Here is an 18,341-nt window from a genome sequence, read left to right on the forward strand (position 1 = left end):
CCTGACTCCCGACCGACGCAATTGAGACGGCGACAGTTCAATTTATACACCCGCAGTTTCAGTGATATTGTTCCTGATGATCACCCTGTACCGCGTGTTCGTCAAAATACCGTACTCATCAATCTGGGAGCGCATTCTGAGCACCCGATTAGAGACGTTGCCGCCGATGGAATACACATGGCCCGCGTCGTCGTCTATTGAGACCACGAGATCGCAATGCGACGGAAAGCCGCCTTTTCCAGCCTTGACGTGCTTGATGATGTCTTGCAGATCCCATTTGGATGTGTCGAGGCCTTTTTTTGGTTTTCGACCGCGCCACAAAAGGTCTCCCACACTCGGAGCGATATCGGCGCTGTCGTATGCGGCGATTGTGTTCTGGCTGTTGCCGGCCATCGTGTTTCTCGCCGCCTCAGATACGTAGCGGTGATGACCGACTGAATAGGGAAAGCTCGACCCGGCTCCACCCAGTCTGAGGCAATAGGATATGAATGCCGCAGACCAGGGATCTTGTTTGTTTTTTTTCCAGCCATTGGAGCTTGGGTAAACACCCATCTTGAAATAGGTGTAAACACGCTGCTTGTAGCCGGACTTCGTTTCGAGGCCTGCAGCACCCGGGCCGTTCGATATTTTCTTCTTGGGAAGCGATGACGATTCCCCGTCGACGAACTGGCCGCCCCAAGCCCACCATTCGGTCACCGCAACCCTTGCGGTCCGTTGATCAAGTTCCGATACCGGCATATTTCCCTCTCGTCAGCTGTTGATGCACCCACATTTCTGGGCCGCACCGAATTATTGCGGCAACTGTTCACGCAACACAGGAGGTTACGTCCTTCTTAAGTTTGGCCAAGACAACGTCCGGTGTATCGTGCTCCCTAGTGCCATATTTTTCGAACTGGGCCCTTTCGGCCTCAGCCTGTTTTTTTGCCGCCGCGACAAGCTCGGCGACTATTTTTTCATAGTTCGGTCTGCCGCGAGCCAGTTTTATTTTTAGATTGGTCCGCACCTGAAGAATTCCCGATGTCAGGATTCCGATGGCAACGGGGTTTTCATCCAATTGTTTTCCATTGCTGCCGATTGCCAGCCGGGCATCGGTTGTCGCTTGTTTCATGCAGGTGGCCTGCCGCGCGGCATCAAGGAAATCAGTGGTCGATTTTCCAGGCTGGAAGTGTCCAGCCAGAGTGTTTGCCGAAGCAGCCGTGAGCGCCGCGCCTTTCAACAGGTCCATATTCCCGCCATAGGTGAGTGCGCCCGCCGCGGTTCCTGCCGCGCCGATAATCGTCAGCGCCGCTGCGGTCTGATAATTGTCGGCGGTTCCTGCCAAAGTATTATACGCACCGGCAAGACGCCCAAGATAGATCTCGATGCTTGGCAGATTTTTGAGCGACAGGGTGACATTGTTTTCCGTGAGTGCGTTTTCTTCCGCGGTGTTGACACTGGACATGTTGATGCAACCCGATATCGGCAGAACCGGCACCAACACAGCGAGCAAATACGTCAGCTTTGACCTTGGCATTGCACCCCCCAAATTGCAGTGTCTTCTTGAAGCGTAGTTGACTTATAGATGTATTGCAAGTTGAAGACACGCTATACTTGCTTGCACTTTTGTGGCGTTGCAACTCGAAATTGGGGGGCGAACAACGGCACGATCGCGCCAGCCGGCATCGGGTGACAATGGCTGGCCGGTATGGCCAGGTGGATTTATCTTGGGTTCCGCCTTTCAATCAGCTTTGGATCGTCCATACTTTACGCCGATTCCTAAGAAGCGGAGAGGCGTGTGGAAACCATCGGACAACCGGATGCGCAAATATCAACGGTGGAAACGGGCGCCGACCCGCATTCCGTGCTGCGCCATGTCTTCGGCTACCATGAATTCCGGCCGGGTCAGGCGCGCATCATCGAACAGCTGATGGCCGGCGAGCACGTGCTCGCCGTTATGCCGACAGGCGGCGGCAAGTCTCTGTGTTATCAGATTCCGGCGATCCTGGCGGACGGGCTGACGATCGTCGTCTCGCCGCTGGTGGCGCTGATGGACGATCAGGTCGCGGCGCTCAATGCCAACGGCGTCGAAGCCGTGTCGATCCATTCCGGCATGGACCGCGAGGCACAGATCGATGCCTGGCAGGCCGTGCAGGCCGGAAGGACGAAACTGCTCTACCTGTCGCCGGAGCGGCTGATGGGTCAGCGCATGCTCGACGCGCTGTCTCGGTTGAATCTCTTCATGTTCGTCATCGATGAAGCCCACTGCATCTCCAAATGGGGCGTCAGTTTCCGGCCCGAATACGAGATGCTCTCAGGGCTCAAGGAGCGCTTCCCGGGAGCGGCCTTCGGCGCGTTTACCGCCACGGCCGATGCCGCGACACGCAAGGACATTGCCGAAAAGCTCTTTCCGGGCGAGGGGACGACGATTGTCCAGGGCTTCGACCGGCCGAACCTGCGCCTCGCCGTGACCCCGAAGGACAATTGGCGACGCCAGCTCCTCGGTTTCCTTGAAGACAGGAAAGACCAGAGCGGCATCGTCTATTGCCTGTCGCGCAAATATACCGAGGAAGTGGCCGGTTTCCTGAAGGACGAGGGCTGGAACGCCATCGCCTATCATGCCGGTCAGGACACCGGAACACGCAGGCATAGCCAGGACCGCTTCATGAGCGAGGACGCGGTGATCATGGTCGCCACAATCGCCTTCGGCATGGGCATCGACAAACCCGATATCCGCTTTGTCTGCCACCTCAACCTGCCGGGCAGCGTCGAGGCTTATTACCAGGAGATCGGCCGCGCCGGCCGCGACGGCGCGCCGGCCGAGACGCTGATGCTCTACGGGCTCGACGATATCCGCATGCGCCGCATGTTCATCGATCAGGACGGCGAGGACGACGCGCACCGGCTGCGCGAGCACAAGCGGCTGGATTCGCTTCTCGCCTATTGCGAGGCCGCCACCTGCCGGCGCAAGGTCCTGCTCGCCTATTTCGACGAGGAGATCGAACCGTGCGGCAACTGCGACACCTGCCTTGATCCGCCGAAACGCATCGACGGCACCCGCCATGCGCAGATGCTTCTGTCCGCCGTCTACCGCACCGGCCAGGTTTTCGGGGCGGCCCATGTCATTGACGTTGTGCGCGGCGCCGAAACGCAGAAGATCATGGAACGCGGCCATGACCGCCTGCCCACATTCGGCGTCGGTGCCGAGCAGTCGAAACCCTATTGGCAGGCCTTCGTGCGCCAGCTTGTCGCCGGCGGCGCGCTGCGCATCAACATCCAGAAATACGGTTGCTTGGAGATCACGGAGGAGGGGGCGCAGATCCTGCGCGGCGAACGCGGCTTCGAATATCACGACGCGCCGATCGTCTCGAAGCGCGAGCGCAAGAAGAAAAAGACCGCCGCCGCTGCGTCGCTTTCCACCGCCGATGACGAACTGCTGACAAAACTCAAGGCCTTGCGCCTGGAACTTGCCCGCGAAAAGAACGTTCCCGCCTATGTGGTCTTCCCCGACGCGACGCTGATCGAGATGGCCGCGGCACGTCCGGCCGATCAGGAAGCGCTCGCCGAAATCAGCGGCGTCGGTCCGAAGAAGCTTGCCGAATATGGTGAGGTGTTCCTGGAAGCGATCAACACGTAGGCGCTATTCGACGGTCCAGATATTGGCGAGCCCATTGCCCTGATGCCGGGTGAAGATGGCCTCGTTGCCGTTCACAGAGACGGTCAGGCAATCGGGCGGCACGGCAACTGCATCGACGATGAGGTTGCGGCAGTAGAAGCGGTCCTTCCACTGCCAGGTGCCGGAGATGATGCCGAGATTGGGCGTCTGTCCGCTGATGCGCCCATTGGCTTCAATCGTCATCCAGCCCCGGGGCTTGGCGCCGTGCCTGTTGCGTTCGGTCAGCTTCTTGCCGCCGATCTTCTCGACAAATGCCTGCTTGCTGGCGATGCGCTCGGCAAGCGCCGGCGTCACACCGATTAAATGCGCCGCGATCATGAGGGCGAAAAGACGGATATGTGCCATGGAAGTTTTCCTTTTCATCGCTGCGAGTCCGAATAACGTTATCGAGGCTTTCGAGTTGCCGCTCGGCAAACCGCAGAAAACCTGACCACGTTTTCGGCCCCCGGACCAGTGTGTGTTTTACCCTTGCGGCCAAGGATGTGTTGGATATCTAATATCCAAATGAGCGATGTGAACCTGTCTCCGGAAGAGCTGAGCGAACTCATTGGCCTGGCCTATGATTCGGCGTTTGAGCCCCGGCCTTGGCAGTCTTTGCTGGATCGTCTGACCGAGCTGTTTCCGGGCGTTGGCGCGAATGTCTACGGCTATGATGAAAAAGGGCTCCTGCCGGAATATACCTATTCGGGGGGGCGCGAATTTTATCGCGATCCGATTCCGGTTGACCTGATGGAGCAGGGACTCAATGTCCCGGATTACCTCAACCTCGCAACGCCCGCCTCTATGGCCGTTGCCGAAGGAATGCGGCATATGCAGAACGGCTTTGTCGCACGCACCAGGATGTTTTTCGACGAGGCGATCTGGGTACAGACGCCGATCTACAAGGAACTGCTGGAGCCGGGTGGCTTCAAACATGCCTTGCAGATGAAGATCGAGCATCTGGGCGATAAGGGCGTGATGATCGGCTTTGCCCTCCCGGCCGATCCGGAGCTGGAAGCGCAGATTCATGATCCGCTCTTCGATCTGCTCAAGCTCCTGTCGCCCCATGTGCTGCGGGCAACCAGGCTCGCGCGGGCGATTGCGCTGTCGAAGCGGGCCAATGAAGTTTTTGCCGGATTCATTGACGGGATCGTCCTGCCTCTGCTCGTCACCGATGCGGCCGGGAAATACCTGCTTGGCAATGCTGCCGGCCGGCGGATGATCGACCGTAATGCGCCGTTCAAGGTAAGCGCTTCTGGCATCCTGACCTTGTCCGACCCGCTGGACACCAGATTGCTTCACAACAAGCTGAGGCAGCTTGAGGCGCACCATGCGCCGGGCGGCATGCGGCTGGAGGGAGAGCCGGACCCGCTGTCACTCATCATTGCCCCCTTCCGCCCGGCTTTGCGCGAGGCCAGCGCGATCGATCGCCATCTTCTGGCGGAAGAGCGGCTTTACGCGATCGTGGTCGGGCAAACGTCGAATGAGGCCATTTCCAGCGCGTTACTGGAGGATGTATTCGACCTGACGGTGCGCGAGGCTGAGGTCTGCAAGGAGCTTTTGATGGGCCGGAAGGTGCCGCAAATCGCCGAGATCTTCGGGCGTTCGCCCAAAACCATCCGCAACCAGATCCAGACCATCTATGACAAGACCGGCGTCGCCTCCAATACCAGCCTGCTGGATGCGCTTTTGGTGTTTCGCACCGTCGGCACCTTGTTCGAAGGCGACGAGGCAGGGGTCGAGACGACCCCAGGGCTGGGCCGAAAAAAGGACCCGGCATAGGTAAATTTGCCCATGCGGGCCGTGTGCGCAGCCGCCATACCTGTCCCCACACCATGGATATGACGCAAGGCGGCATGTCCTTGGTGCGGTGAGAACAGGACAACGGATCTATAAACAGAACAGCGCATGTCCGCGTGGACCATGAGGCTTTGCGCCAGCGTATCGGCCTTGCCTCGCCGAAGCGCAGCAAGGCGTTCGGCGATGTCATGAAAGATATCTGGACATCCAGCGGCACCGGCAGGATCCGGAAGTTCATCGGAGCTTAAGGAGACAGACAGTGTTTACCCGTATGACCTCTTGGCAGGCAAACGATGCAGCGACCATCCGGGCGAAGGTGGAAGCCAAGCGCGAGCAGATCATGGCCGTGCCCGGCCTTGTGTCGTGCCATGTCGTCTGGAACACGGACGGCTCGGGCATAACCTTCGCGGTCTACGACTCTCAAACTGCCGCGGCCGCTTCCACGCAGCAGATCAAGGCGATCTGGAGCGATCTTGCATCCACGTTCGCCGCAACGCCCGAAACGATGACGTATCTGGAATCGATCGATATGCGCTGAAAGCGCCGGGCCGGTCCCGCCTTCAGGCCAATGGATACCTGGAGCAATTCTGATTTAGCGGGAGTGCGTGCCGGCCCGCGCCTCTTGGGGCGCAGCCAGACGGATGAGTCGCGCGCCCAGCAAGCGGGCTGGCTTTTGTCAGGAGCAGCATTCAAATGGCTATCGCGGTATGGATATCGGCTTGGCTGGTCTTCGTTTTCAAGCTGGCAATCGTTGCCATTGCTTCATTGGCTCTTTCTGCCGTGCTGTTTGCCCTTCTTTGCGCCGCTGCCAGAACGTTGAGGAGGCGCTCGGCCCCCGATGCCAACACCACCGAACGGCAAGACCCGGCATTTGCCAGGCGCGATTCAAAGAAGGAATGAGCGCATCTTTCGTGCCAGCCTTGACTGGATCGTGTTTACCTGCGCCGGGTTCGTCAGACCGAGAACGTGCCGCTACCGGATCGGCAGTTTGAAACGGTTGACGTAAGCGGAGAGGCCGGCCTGGTTGTGTACGCCGGTCTTCGCGTAGATGTTGGCAAGGTGTGTCCGCAGCGTGCTGATGGTAATGTTTCTCGCTTGTGCGGTTTCCCTGGTGCTTTTCCCTTTCGCAATCAGGAGCGCGATCCGGGCCTCGCTGGTCGTAAGACCGCTGAACGCGGACAGGACCTCGATTTCCAGCGGATTGTCTGAACGATCGGTGGTGGCAAACACCGCCGCATTTCCGGGTCCCAGGGCGCGGCGTCTTTCCGAGCGGCCCAGCGGCAGCACGTAAATGTTGGCAAAATCGCCTTCCTTGCCCGGCAAGATCATACCGTTTCCGCGATAGCCGAGCTCTTCGTCCTGTGGCGAGCAAGCGCGCCTGATCGTCGCCGCAAACGCGTCCGCTATCGTCTCGGATACGGGTTTGAGCTGTCCCGATCTGCATGTAAGGCATGAGGCCGTGGACAACAGTTCCTCGGCCAGTTCGTTGTGGTAGAAAATTCTTGAACCGGCTCCGACCAGGAACACGGCCGCATCCAGCTTGTCGAGCACACCACCGAACAATTTGATCCACGAACGTTGCTCCTCGACAACATCCGAAATCAGCATCGAGCGCCTGAGATGCGGGCTTAGATGCTTGAGCAGTTCGTAGTCCCTTTTGCTGAACAGATCACGTTCGACATAGGTTGTCGCCGACACCATTCCGATCTGCAGCTTTCGGTCGATGACCTTGAGATTGAAGGTGTCGCGCAATCCCTGCGGTTCAACCCATTTTTTGCAGAACTCGCTTTGCCTGAACGCAGCCTCGTCCATCAGCGACAATTGCGAGACCGGTTCGTCCATCTCGGCATTCCGCATTTCCTCCCATTTGGGTATAAGCGGAACGAGGGCGGGCAGTGAGTCCAGCCAGTCCTGATCCCAATCCGTGTTGAATATCTCCATCTCCGGAACCGCATCCGTCGAAGCGGTCGGAAAGGCCATGTAGTTCATCGAAACAAACGCCAGGTCCATCTCATCCCGGATGGCGGTCAACGTGTCGACCCACTGATCCGGGTCGACGGCGCAATCGTAGATTTTCCCGACAAGTTCATTGAACACCGTGTGGTACATACGCCCTCCACGCAAATAGTCGCGATGACAAGTTGATTCCGCGGCGCCATCTTTTGTCAACAGCGGCGAAAATCATCTGGGCGCGACTTTGCCTCTACCTGACAACTTAAAGTTTTCGGCGGCCCTGCGCATACATAATTTGACGGATTGTTCTCCACATTCGCGTGATGTTCATTGCGGGAGGGGAATCGACCGGCCGCCCGTCCTGCGAAATCGGCCGTCGAGCAAGGCGGGAGAGTCCGATGTCAAGGCTTGCCGAACGGCTTGCGAAAGTCGGCTGACGTCAGGAAACGGATTACAATGTCGCGGCCGAAATTCTATATCGGTTTGATTTGTGCGCGGCTGGCGATTGTTACCGTTATGGCTGGGGCGTCCTTGGCGGCGCCAACTGCAGCGCAGACAACAAACGCCGATCTGTCGGTGACGCTTGTCGATGATGTCGATCCGATTGTCGCGGGCGACGCGCTGACCTACACCGCGACCGTCTCCAACGCCGGGCCCCAGACGGCAACCGACGTCATTTCAACGATGACCCTGCCGCCGGAGGTCACCTTCGTATCGACGGCCGGCTGCAACAATGACCCCGGCGGCGTGGCGGCCTGTGACCTCGGTGACATCGCGTCGGGTGCGTCGGCCCAATATACGGTCACGGTCTCGACCACCGATACCGGCATGAGCGGCACCATCACCAATTCGGTTGAGGTGGATTCGGGTGTTCCCGACTCCAATTCCGGCAACAACACCGCGACCGAGGACACATTGGTTAACCGGCCGAACGCCGATCTGTCGGTGACGCTTGTCGACGATGCCGATCCGATTGTCGCGGGCGACACGCTGACCTATACGGTGACCGTTTCAAACGCCGGGCCCCAGACGGCGACCGGCGCCTTTTCGACGATGACCTTGCCGTCGGAGGTTGCCTTCGTGTCGACGTCGGGCTGTAACCAGGACCCCGGCGGCGTGTCGATCTGCAGCCTCGGCGACATCGCGCCCGGTGCTTCGGCTCAATACACGGTCACGGTCTCGACCACCGATACCGGCATGAGCGGCACGATCACGAACTCGGTTCAGGTGGGTTCGGGTGTCCCCGACTCCAACTTCGGAAACAACACCACCACCGAGGACACATTCGTCAACCGGCCGAACGCCGATCTGTCGGTGACGCTTGTCGATGATGCCGATCCGATCGTCGCGGGCGACACGCTGACCTACACGGTGACTGTTTCCAACGCCGGGCCCCAGACGGCGACCGGCGCCTTTTCGACGATGACCTTGCCGTCGGAGGTTGCCTTCGTGTCGACGTCGGGCTGTAACCAGGACCCCGGCGGCGTGTCGATCTGCAGCCTCGGCGACATCGCGCCCGGTGCTTCGGCTCAATACACGGTCACGGTCTCGACCACCGATACCGGCATGAGCGGCACGATCACGAACTCGGTTCAGGTGGGTTCGGGTGTCCCCGACTCCAACTTCGGAAACAACACCACCACCGAGGACACATTCGTCAACCGGCCGAACGCCGATCTGTCGGTGACGCTTGTCGATGATACCGATCCGATCGTCGCGGGCGACACGCTGACCTATACGGTGACTGTTTCCAACACCGGGCCTCAGACGGCGACCAGCGTCTCCTCGGTGATGAGTCTGCCAACGGGTGTTGCCTTCATGTCCACGTCCGGCTGCAATCAGGACCCATTGGGCGTGTCGATCTGCAGCCTTGGCGACATCGCACCGGGCGGTTCGGCCCAATATACGGTGGCGGTTAGTGTCGATGCGGGCACCAGCGGCATCATAACGAACGCCGTTCAAGTAATCTCGAATGTTCCCGACAGTGTTTTCGCCAACAACAGCACGACTGAGGATACGGTGGTGAATGTACCCGTCAGCCGGGTGACGATCATTCAGGACACATTCCCCGATGACGCTGAGGATTTCCTTTTCACCGCCACCGGCGGATTGACGCCATCCGGCTTTGGCCTGGACGACGATGCCGATCCGACCTTGCTGAACACACGGCAATATATAGACGTCGACCCCGGGTCCTATTCCATATCCCAGGCTGCCGTTACCGGATACGTAACGACTGTTTCCTGTGTCGGCGATGGCGGAGATGCGACGATTTCCGGCACGACGGTGTCGTTCGAGCTCACCGCATCGCGCGACATCACTTGCACCTTTACAAGTCTGGATATCACGCTCACCGGAACGATCGTCGTGATCAAGGATGCGGTGCCCGACGGCCCGCGGGATTTCTCGTTCACGACGACCGGCGGGCTGACGCCGGCGACATTCGATCTCGACGACGATGCCGACGGCGCGTTGTCCAACACACAGATCTTCAGCAATGTCCTCGCCGGGTCCTACACGATCTCGGAAACGGCGACGCCGGGTTATTCGACCGCGCTCCGCTGCGTCGATCCCGATGGTGGAACGACAACATCCGTCGGCACGGCCACGGTCGACCTGGATGCGGGCGAGACGGTGACCTGTACCTTTACCAACACCGGTGCATCGGAAATCAATGTCACCGGCAACGGGGTGGTGATTGTCGACGGCGACGCGGCGCCGGATGCGGCCGATGACACCGATTTCGGTTCATCCGATATCACGGCTGGCGCCGCGACCCGCACCTTCACCATCGAGAACACCGGCACCGATACGCTCAACCTGACAGGGGGCATGCCGCTCGTCGTGATCGGCGGCACGCATGCTTCGGACTTCACGGTCACCGTCGATCCGGCGGCCTCGATTGCGCCGGGCGGCAGCACGACCTTCTCCATAGCGTTCGATCCTTCTGCGCTCGGCACGCGCACGGCCACCGTGACGATCGCAAACGACGACTCTGACGAGGATCCGTACAATTTTGCGATTCAAGGCACCGGAACCGGCGCCGGATCGATCGTCATTGTCCAGCAGATTACCGGTCCGGACACAAGCGTCGCCTTCAGTTCGGCCACCGCCGCTTTGAACTTCACGCTGACCACCGTCAATGGCTTGGCGCAGCGCACGATCGCCTCGATTGCGGTCGGAACCTACAGCCTGGCTGCGGCCGACCTGACCGCCACCGGTTACAGTTTCACCTCGATCGCCTGCGACGACACCGATTCAAACGGCGACCTGCCGACACGCGTTGCAATGATCGATCTTGATGCGGGTGAGACGGTCACGTGCACATTTTCCGCTCTGGAGAGCGGTGAAACGACTGCACGGATCATCGAAGACTTTATCGGGGCGCGCCTGACGATGCTGAACACGCACCAGCCCGAACGCGAGCGGCGTTTGAACCGGGTCAGGGGCGGTTCCGGCGGGTCGTCAACCGGGTCGGTTTCCGCCTTCGGTGTCCCGGTGACCAATCCTTTGCCGGTTGACGCTACTATCAATACGAACACGGCCTATTTCGCGACCAGCTTCGCGCGTTTCATCGATCCCGCTTTTGCGATTGCGGGCAACGATCGGTCGAATGGCGGCGGCGCGGCCTGGGACCTGTGGACCGAAGGTCATATATCGGGCTTTGCCGACGGCGCCAGCGGCAATGGCGACTTCGGCATTGTCTATGTCGGCGTCGATTATCTCGCCAAGCCGGGCCTTCTGATCGGCGTCGTCGCGGAAATCGACTGGCTGGAGACCGACGCCCCCGCAACGCCGGGGCAGACCAGCGGGGTCGGCTGGATGGCCGGTCCCTATCTCACTGCCAGGATGATCGACGATGTCTATTTCGACGGCCGCGTGATGTGGGGGCAATCGCGTAACAAGATCAGTCCTTTCGGCACCTATACCGACCGCTTCGATACCGATCGCTGGCTGGCGGCGGGATCGCTGACCGGCGATCTGGCATTCAATCGCTGGATGATCTCGCCGACCCTGGCATTCCAGTATATCGAGGAACGGCAAAAGGCGTACACGGACAGTCTGGGCGTTCCCATCCCCGGCCGTACGCTGAGCCAGGGCGATGTCCGCCTCGGGCCGAGGATTTCCTACCAGCATCATTACGACAGCGGCACCCTCAGCCCGTTTGTCTCATTTGACGGAATTTATGCATTCGGCGAAGGCGGTACATTTTCAACAGGCACGCTGGCGGCGAGCGCCGAGGGCTTGCGCGGGCAGGTCAAAGCCGGATTTGACTGGCGCCACAAGACGGGCGCAACGGTTTCCCTGCAGATGAATTATGACGGTATCGGCGGTGGTTTCGATGCCTATGGCGGCGCCTTGGCGGTAAGCGTTCCGCTGAATTGACCGGCACCTTCGGCGCCCAGACCCCGGTCCCGGCGATTGGCGATCGGCAATGGTGAGAGGCCCGTGATGCAGCGGATGCGGGAGTTGTATCGGGGGCTGATCGAGAGCGGATGCCCGTCAAAAGTTATCCCGATGCGGTGTCAGACGCTTGCCGGCTTGCGCAGAAGCCACATGCACAGGACGGCACCCGCCGCCGACATCAGCGCAAGCATCATCATCGCGCCGTCGAAACCGCTCTCCAGTGCGCTGTCGAACGCTTTTTTGATCGTGGCGGCGTCGTCATCGCTGAAGGCGGTAAGCGCCTTCGCGACCGCCGAATTCGACCCGTGAACGAGGTCATGGATCAGTGATGTCCGCTCGGCCGGTCCGGATGACAGCCCGGAGACCGTGGCCCTGATCGCCGTATGGCGTATGGCAGTGACCGCGACGCCGCACGCGGCGATACCGAACGTGAATCCGACATAAAGGCAGACATTGATCACGCCCGAACCCTGCCCGGCATCGCTGTCGGGAAGATCGCGCATTCCAACCCTGGGCAGCAAGCCGAAAGTAAGACCGAAACCCGCCCCGATCAGGATCAGTTTCCACCAGACATTGTCATAGGAAACACCCGGCGAAAGGTCACGCAGCAGCCAGAAGCCGGCAGCCATAAGAACCATGCCGAGGGTGGCCGGCCAACGCAGGTCCGCATCCGAGAGCAGGCGCGGCAGACCGATCGAACCGGCAAAAAACAGCATTGTGCACGGGAGCAGCGCGGCACCCGTGGCCATCGCGGAGTAGTTCAGGCCGCCGGGCGCCTGAACGAACAGGTTGAAATAGTAGATCAGGCCCATCATGCCGAAACCGGAAATGAAAGTGCCGGTTGCGGCTGCGACATAGCTTGGCCGGGCGAAGAAGCGCAGGGAGAACATGGGCTTCTTGGCCTGGTTCTCACGCCACAGGAAAGCGGCGCCGGCAACCGCGGCGGCAACCAGCAGCGTGATGGTTTCGGCCGATCCCCAACCGTTTTCCGGACCCCGGCTGAGCGCAAATGTCAGGGCGCCAAGCGAACCCATCATCAGTGCCGCGCCCGCATAATCGATATTGGTTCGTGGGGAGGCTTCCTCGGGAACAAGCCGGGCCCGGGCAACCCGAAAGCAGGCGCTTAGTCCGGCGAGCAGGAGCAGGATGTCGAAACCGAAGATCGCCCTCCAGTCGATAACGTCCGTCAGGGCCCCGCCGATCAGCGGGCCGACCCCGAGACCGAGCGCAACCGCTGCCGACCACAATCCGAGGGCAAGGGCTCTCTGAGATTGCGGTGTTGCAACGGTCAGGACCGCGACGCCGGTTCCGAAGATGCCGGCGCCGCCGACCGCCTGCACGGAACGGCCGGCTATCAGCACCGCGCCGCTGTCGGCGAGGATGCAGATAAGCGAGCCGGCAATAAACATCACCGCCCCCGCCATGAGCAGACGGAGCCGCCCGAAGATGTCGGCGAACCCGCCCATAACGCCAACGAGGACGGTGGCGACCAGCATATAGGATACCATCACCCATTGCAGCGTGTTGCTGTCGAGATCAAGATCGATCTTCATATAAGGCGATGCCGCCATGACGGCACCGCTGTTATAGGCGACCGCCAGACCGCACAGCAGCGCGGCGCTCCAAACCAGGACGGGCACGGCGTCTCGTTCCGTGGCGTCGGACGGACGGTTCACCGGCGTTGCACTCCGTCATCATGTGGTTTCGCCGGTGTATGAGCGTACAGTGTAAGCATCCCCTTTGCCTCAGAATTGTCCTTGTAAGGTCTTTGTCATCGCGATGTATCGAATGCCGAATCGATAACTTTGAGTAATGTTTGCAAGTATTTCGCAATATGCCAACCCGGAATGACCTCCGCCGCTGCCCGGCGGAGCGCCCGCCGGCCCGGTTGTCGCTCGGCGGTACTGACGCTCGATCAGCGCTGCTTTGCCGACATTGCCGTGCCCGCAAATTCTTCATCGTGAAACAAACGCGAGGTCTGGCCAAGGCCAGCGGCGTGGCCTGCGGATCTACGCGCCCGGTTCCCAGACGCCGATGATGATGCCGCTGGCGCTTTCGCCGGCGCGGGTGGCAAGGACGCTCTCATCCGTCATGCCGACCCTGTTCTTGCGGTCGATCAGCCGGTCCGTCAGCCGGCGGTGCAGTTGCTGCCGTATTGTCTCGTAGCCGGGATCGCGGCCGAGATCGTTGAACTCGTCGGGGTCGGCTTCAAGATCGAAAAGCTGCGGAGGAAAGCCCTTGAAGTGGACATATTTCCACTTGTCCGTGCGGACCATATAGCCCCGCGCCTCCGACGGGCCGACATCGAGGATCTCGCGGGCCGCGTAAAAGGCGTAGTCGATTTCCGAGAACACCGCGTCGCGCCAGTCGCCGGGCGCCAGCCCGTGTAGCAGCGGCATCAGCGACCGGCCTTCCAGGCGGTGCGGTGCCGGCGGCGCGCCGGTCGCCTCCATGAAGGTGGGCACGAGATCGATGGCCTCGACGAAGGCGTCGGAAACGGTTCCGCGGGTGGCATCGGCCTCGCTTCGCGGGTCGTAGACGATCAGTGGGACGCGCACCGAAACCTCGTGGAAAAGCTCCTTCTCGCCGAGCCAGTGATCGCCGAGATAATCGCCGTGATCGGAGGTGAAGACGATCATCGTGTCGTCCATCCTGCCGCTTTGCTCGAGCCAGTCGAAGAGCCGCCCCAGATGGTCGTCGATCTGTTTGATAAGGCCCATATAGGCGGGCAACACGGTTTCGCGCACGCCTTGCCGCGAGAATGTCTCGCTCACCTGCATGTCCATGAACGCCCTGTAGACGGGATTGGGGTCCACCCGCTCGGATGCGTCCCGGATAACGGGCAGAAGCGTCTCGGGTCCATACATGTCGTGGTAGGGCGCGGGCGCCACATAGGGCCAGTGCGGCTTGATGTAGCTGAGATGGCAAAGCCACGGCGCATCGCCCATTCCTTCGATGAATTGGCGCGCGCGCATGGTCATATAAGCCGTTTCGGAATGCTCTTCCTTGACCCTGGCGGGAAGATTCGAATTCTGCAGATACCAGCCGGACAGGATCTCTCCGTCAGGACCTTCGCCCGCATTGGCGTAATCGTTCCAGGGGTTTTCGCCTTCATAGCCAAGTTCGCGCAGCCAGTCATTGTAGCGCAGCTTGCCGCCGCGTCTGGCGAGGCCGGCATTCGGGTGCAGCCCGTCGTCGCGCTCATAAGGATCGAACCCGGGCTGACTGACGAGACAGCCGATATCCGTGCTCTCGTTGAGCCCGAAACGCGCCATCGCTTCCTTGTCGGGGACCATATGGGTCTTGCCGACAACGGCGGTCGTCACGCCCTGCGGGCGCAGATAGTCGCCGAGCGTCAGTTCGCCGATCGGAAGCGGAACCTGGTTCCATGTCGAGCCATGACTGAAGACGGTGCGCCCGGTATAGAACGATGCGCGCGACGGCCCGCAGACCGGCGACTGCACATAGGCCCTGTCGAACCGCAGGCCGCGTTCTGCCAGCCGGTCGATATTGGGTGTCGACAGATGCGGATGTCCGTAACAGGACAGATAGTCCCAGCGAAGCTGGTCGGTCATGATGAAGAGAATATTCTTGATATCGGGCATGGGACTTACCGGGCTATCGATGGAAGGAAGGTTGCGATCTCGGGGATCGTGAAGACGGCGATCAGGCCGATCCCCAGCGCGACGATGTAGAAGCCGACGCCCCGGAAGATATCGACGAGCCTGACCTGCGGCAGCACGGACTTGACGACAAAGACATTCATCCCGATGGGCGGGGTGATCAGGCCGATCTCCGTGACCAGAACCACGATGATGCCGAACCAGATCATGTTGACATCGGTGGCATAGAGCGCCGGCAGGAAGACGGGCACGAGAAGCACGATGATGCCGATGCTTTCGAACACCATTCCCATCAGCAGGGCGATGACGCAGACGAAGATGACCAGTTCGCGGCCGTTGAGTTCCCAGTCGTCAACGATATCCAGCAGGTCATAGGGCATGCCGGAAAGGTTGATGAACTGCGTGAAGACGACGGCGCCGAAAAGCACGATGAAGATCTTCGCAGTCGTCATCGCCGCATCGACAAGGCTGGCGCGCCATTCGCCGAGCGTGCGAAGGTGGCCCCGCAGGATCGCGATGACCGCCGCGCCGCTGGCGCCGATGCCGGCGGCTTCCGTCGGGGTGAAGATGCCCCCGTAGATGCCGCCCAGAACGACGATGAACAAAAGAAGGACCGGCGCCGTGCCGCGGATCGCCTTTCGCTTGCGCTCGGCGTCCAGTTCGGCGGCGGCGGGCGCCGAATTCGGGTCGAGACGCACCATCACCGAGACCGCCAGCAGGAACAGCAGCACAAGCAGCATGCCCGGCAGGATGCCGGCAATGAACAGGAGCCCGATATCCTGTTCGGCGATAATGCCGTAGATCACCAGGGGAACCGAGGGCGGGATCATGATGCCCAGCGTTCCGCCCGCCGCGATGGTGCCGGCGGCGAGTTTGTCCGAATAGTTGTAGGCCTTCATTTGCGGCATCGCGACCTTGGACATGGTGGCCGCCGTGGCAAGCGTCGATCCGCACACGGCGGAAAAGCCGCCGCAGGCGAGAACCGTGGCCAGCGCCAGCCCGCCCTTCATCCGGCCGAGCGCCGCGTAGGAGGCGTCGTAAAGGTCGACGCTGATGTCGGAGCGGTAGATAAAGACGCCCATCAGGATGAACAGCGGAATGACCGACAGATTGTAGTTTTGCGCATCTTCTGTGACCTGCTGCGCGACCATGCCGAGCGAGGCGAACCAGCCGCGTTCGAGCGCGAAGCCGACAAAGCCCACGATCAGCGTGGCAAAGCCGACGCGGAAGCCGAAGAAGCACAACCCCAGAAGGATCGCGAAACCGATCAATGCCGTCGTCATGGCTGGGTCCGCGTCCTGCCGGCCGCCAGGTCGAGGATCTTGAGCACCACGCCCGTCACCTGCGACAAAACGCTGATGATGGCGAAGACGGCAATCATGCCGGAGACATAATAGACAGGCATTTCAAGCACTTCGGTCAGCTTGTCGATTTCATAGGCCTCCCAGGCGTGCTCAAGGAGGACAAGGGCGATCAGCGTCATGGCGACGACCGAGAACAGCTGAATGACGATCTCGTAGATCACCGGCGACAGCATGGTGCGAAACTGGTCCTCGAAGAGCTCGACCGTGATGTGATCGTCGCGTGCGTTGATGACGCCCAGCCCCGAGAAGATGGTCAGCGCAAGCAGGGCCGAGATGATCTCGGTGCCGCCGAAGATTGGCTTGTGAAACGCGTAGCGGCCGATCACGTCGATGAAGGTCAGCACCATCATGATGAAGATCACGACGCAGGAGATCGTCTCAAGCGTCGTGAGCGCTTTCTTCAGGATGGTGCGGACGGCGCCCTGTTCCTGGGGCGCCTCGTTCATTTGGACAGCTCTTTGACGCGCGTCCGGTAGTAGTCCAGCGCGGCGTCGGCATCGATGCCGGCGGCCTTGGCCTTGTCCTTCCAGGCTTGCGTGATCGGCCCGGCGGCTTCGACGAGCGTTGCCTCAAGCGCCGGATCGGCGTCGACGACGGTGATGCCCAGTTCGTCAAAGCGCGAATAGACATCTGCGGAGACAGAGTCCCAGAGGCCGGTGGCGACCATTCCGATCTTGTCCTGCGATATCGCCCGGATCGCTTCCTGGTCCTCGGGTGAAATCTCGGCCCACTTGTCCTTGTTGATGACGAACGAGAAGGTGGTGGTGTAGACGGGCGTCGAGAATCGGGTCATCGATTTCGTATAGGGAATGACCTGGAAGGACTGGATCGCATCGCCCCCGAGGCCCAGATGGCTGTCGACGACACCGTTGGCGATCACTTCGTTCGACTTGACGGCGGGTGTGGCGACGACGGCGGCGCCGATGCCTTTGGCCATATTGGCGAGCGGCCCGGGCAGGGCCCACATCTTGCGCGATTTGAATTCATCGACCGTCGCGACCGGCTCGTCCGTGTTGGAGAACAGCTGGCCGGGCGTAATGACCCATTGCGACAGCAGCTCGACCGTGTCGAACTCGTCCGGATAATATTTCTGGCGCGTTTCCCAGGCGGCCTGGGTCATGGCCGCGCCGTCCATGGTTCCGGAAAAAGGCTGCATGGCGGTCAGCGCGCCGTTCACCCGGTTGCCTATCAGGCCGTTGAACTGCACCGAGGCATCGACAATGCCCTTTTCGACCGACGCCAGCTGCTCGGGCGGCGGCGCGACCGATTTCGGCGGGATGTTGCCGACCACGCGCCCCTCGGTCACTTCCTCGACCGCTTCCAGCCATCCCGGCAACACCTTCTGGCAGACAAAGTGCTGCGGCGGCCAGAAGCAGTTGACGATGATCCGTGTTTTCGCGGTCGCGAGCGAGCCGGAGGCCGTCAGCGCAGCGGTGGTCAGTGCGGCCAGGGTGAGCGTCCTGAATCTCATTTGTATCCTCCCAAAAAGACTTCTGGCGTTTTTGAGGATAATTGACCGTCACAACATATCAGTCCAATATTATGTTGGTATTATAATATGCG

At 60.5% G+C, this 18,341-nt stretch carries 14 protein-coding genes; 5 read left to right on the forward strand and 9 right to left on the reverse strand.

Features of this window, described 5'->3' with window-relative positions; translation table 11 throughout:
- Positions 1-42 precede the first annotated feature (42 nt).
- Positions 43-738 carry a DUF2272 domain-containing protein gene (locus OOZ53_RS23745; protein WP_271092260.1) on the reverse strand — a complete coding sequence of 232 codons (696 nt, stop codon included), beginning with the start codon at positions 736-738 and terminating at the stop codon, positions 43-45.
- Between the two features lie 67 nt (positions 739-805).
- Entirely contained in the window at positions 806-1,441 is a 636-nt protein-coding gene (locus tag OOZ53_RS23750) for a hypothetical protein (protein WP_271092261.1), read from the reverse strand.
- A 333-nt stretch (positions 1,442-1,774) separates the two neighbouring features.
- On the opposite strand from OOZ53_RS23750, the gene recQ reads away from it, so the two are divergent.
- A complete protein-coding gene (recQ, locus tag OOZ53_RS23755) occupies positions 1,775-3,613 on the forward strand; it encodes a DNA helicase RecQ (protein WP_333780609.1) in 1,839 nt (612 codons plus the stop codon).
- A 3-nt stretch (positions 3,614-3,616) separates the two neighbouring features.
- On the opposite strand, the gene OOZ53_RS23760 is transcribed toward recQ, so the two are convergent.
- Positions 3,617-3,997 (reverse strand): hypothetical protein, encoded by a 381-nt coding sequence (locus OOZ53_RS23760; protein WP_271092262.1) that lies wholly within the window; start codon positions 3,995-3,997, stop codon positions 3,617-3,619.
- A 159-nt stretch (positions 3,998-4,156) separates the two neighbouring features.
- Between OOZ53_RS23760 and OOZ53_RS23765 the strand changes: the two genes are divergently transcribed.
- The 3 genes from OOZ53_RS23765 to OOZ53_RS23775 all read left to right on the forward strand — a co-directional run bounded on the left by OOZ53_RS23765 (position 4,157) and on the right by OOZ53_RS23775 (position 6,331).
- A complete protein-coding gene (locus OOZ53_RS23765) occupies positions 4,157-5,413 on the forward strand; it encodes a helix-turn-helix transcriptional regulator (RefSeq protein ID WP_271092263.1) in 1,257 nt (418 codons plus the stop codon).
- A gap of 277 nt (positions 5,414-5,690) precedes the next feature.
- Positions 5,691-5,969 carry a hypothetical protein gene (locus OOZ53_RS23770; RefSeq protein ID WP_271092264.1) on the forward strand — a complete coding sequence of 93 codons (279 nt, stop codon included), beginning with the start codon at positions 5,691-5,693 and terminating at the stop codon, positions 5,967-5,969.
- A gap of 155 nt (positions 5,970-6,124) precedes the next feature.
- Entirely contained in the window at positions 6,125-6,331 is a 207-nt protein-coding gene (locus OOZ53_RS23775; RefSeq protein WP_271092265.1) for a hypothetical protein, read from the forward strand.
- 72 nt (positions 6,332-6,403) lie between these two features.
- Here the strand turns inward: OOZ53_RS23775 and OOZ53_RS23780 are convergent, their stop codons facing one another.
- Positions 6,404-7,540 (reverse strand): helix-turn-helix transcriptional regulator, encoded by a 1,137-nt coding sequence (locus tag OOZ53_RS23780; protein WP_271092266.1) that lies wholly within the window; start codon positions 7,538-7,540, stop codon positions 6,404-6,406.
- Positions 7,541-7,915: 375 nt separating this feature from the next.
- On the opposite strand from OOZ53_RS23780, the gene OOZ53_RS23785 reads away from it, so the two are divergent.
- On the forward strand, positions 7,916-11,770 hold the full coding sequence (locus tag OOZ53_RS23785) for a choice-of-anchor D domain-containing protein (RefSeq protein WP_271092267.1): 3,855 nt from the start codon (positions 7,916-7,918) through the stop codon (positions 11,768-11,770).
- A 140-nt stretch (positions 11,771-11,910) separates the two neighbouring features.
- Here OOZ53_RS23785 and OOZ53_RS23790 read toward each other — a convergent pair whose 3' ends face one another.
- The 5 genes from OOZ53_RS23790 to OOZ53_RS23810 all read right to left on the reverse strand — a co-directional run bounded on the left by OOZ53_RS23790 (position 11,911) and on the right by OOZ53_RS23810 (position 18,249).
- Positions 11,911-13,467 carry an MFS transporter gene (locus OOZ53_RS23790; RefSeq protein WP_271092268.1) on the reverse strand — a complete coding sequence of 519 codons (1,557 nt, stop codon included), beginning with the start codon at positions 13,465-13,467 and terminating at the stop codon, positions 11,911-11,913.
- Positions 13,468-13,800: 333 nt separating this feature from the next.
- A complete protein-coding gene (locus tag OOZ53_RS23795; protein WP_271092269.1) occupies positions 13,801-15,396 on the reverse strand; it encodes an alkaline phosphatase family protein in 1,596 nt (531 codons plus the stop codon).
- Between the two features lie 5 nt (positions 15,397-15,401).
- Positions 15,402-16,697 carry a TRAP transporter large permease gene (locus tag OOZ53_RS23800; protein ID WP_271092270.1) on the reverse strand — a complete coding sequence of 432 codons (1,296 nt, stop codon included), beginning with the start codon at positions 16,695-16,697 and terminating at the stop codon, positions 15,402-15,404.
- On the reverse strand, positions 16,694-17,224 hold the full coding sequence (locus tag OOZ53_RS23805; protein ID WP_271092271.1) for a TRAP transporter small permease: 531 nt from the start codon (positions 17,222-17,224) through the stop codon (positions 16,694-16,696). The genes OOZ53_RS23800 and OOZ53_RS23805 overlap by 4 nt, the downstream gene beginning before the upstream one ends.
- Entirely contained in the window at positions 17,221-18,249 is a 1,029-nt protein-coding gene (locus tag OOZ53_RS23810; protein ID WP_271092272.1) for a type 2 periplasmic-binding domain-containing protein, read from the reverse strand. The genes OOZ53_RS23805 and OOZ53_RS23810 overlap by 4 nt, the downstream gene beginning before the upstream one ends.
- Positions 18,250-18,341: the final 92 nt, after the last annotated feature.

Origin of the sequence: Allohoeflea poritis (genome assembly GCF_027889715.1) — a bacterium.
GTDB lineage: Bacteria > Pseudomonadota > Alphaproteobacteria > Rhizobiales > Rhizobiaceae > Hoeflea_A > Hoeflea_A poritis.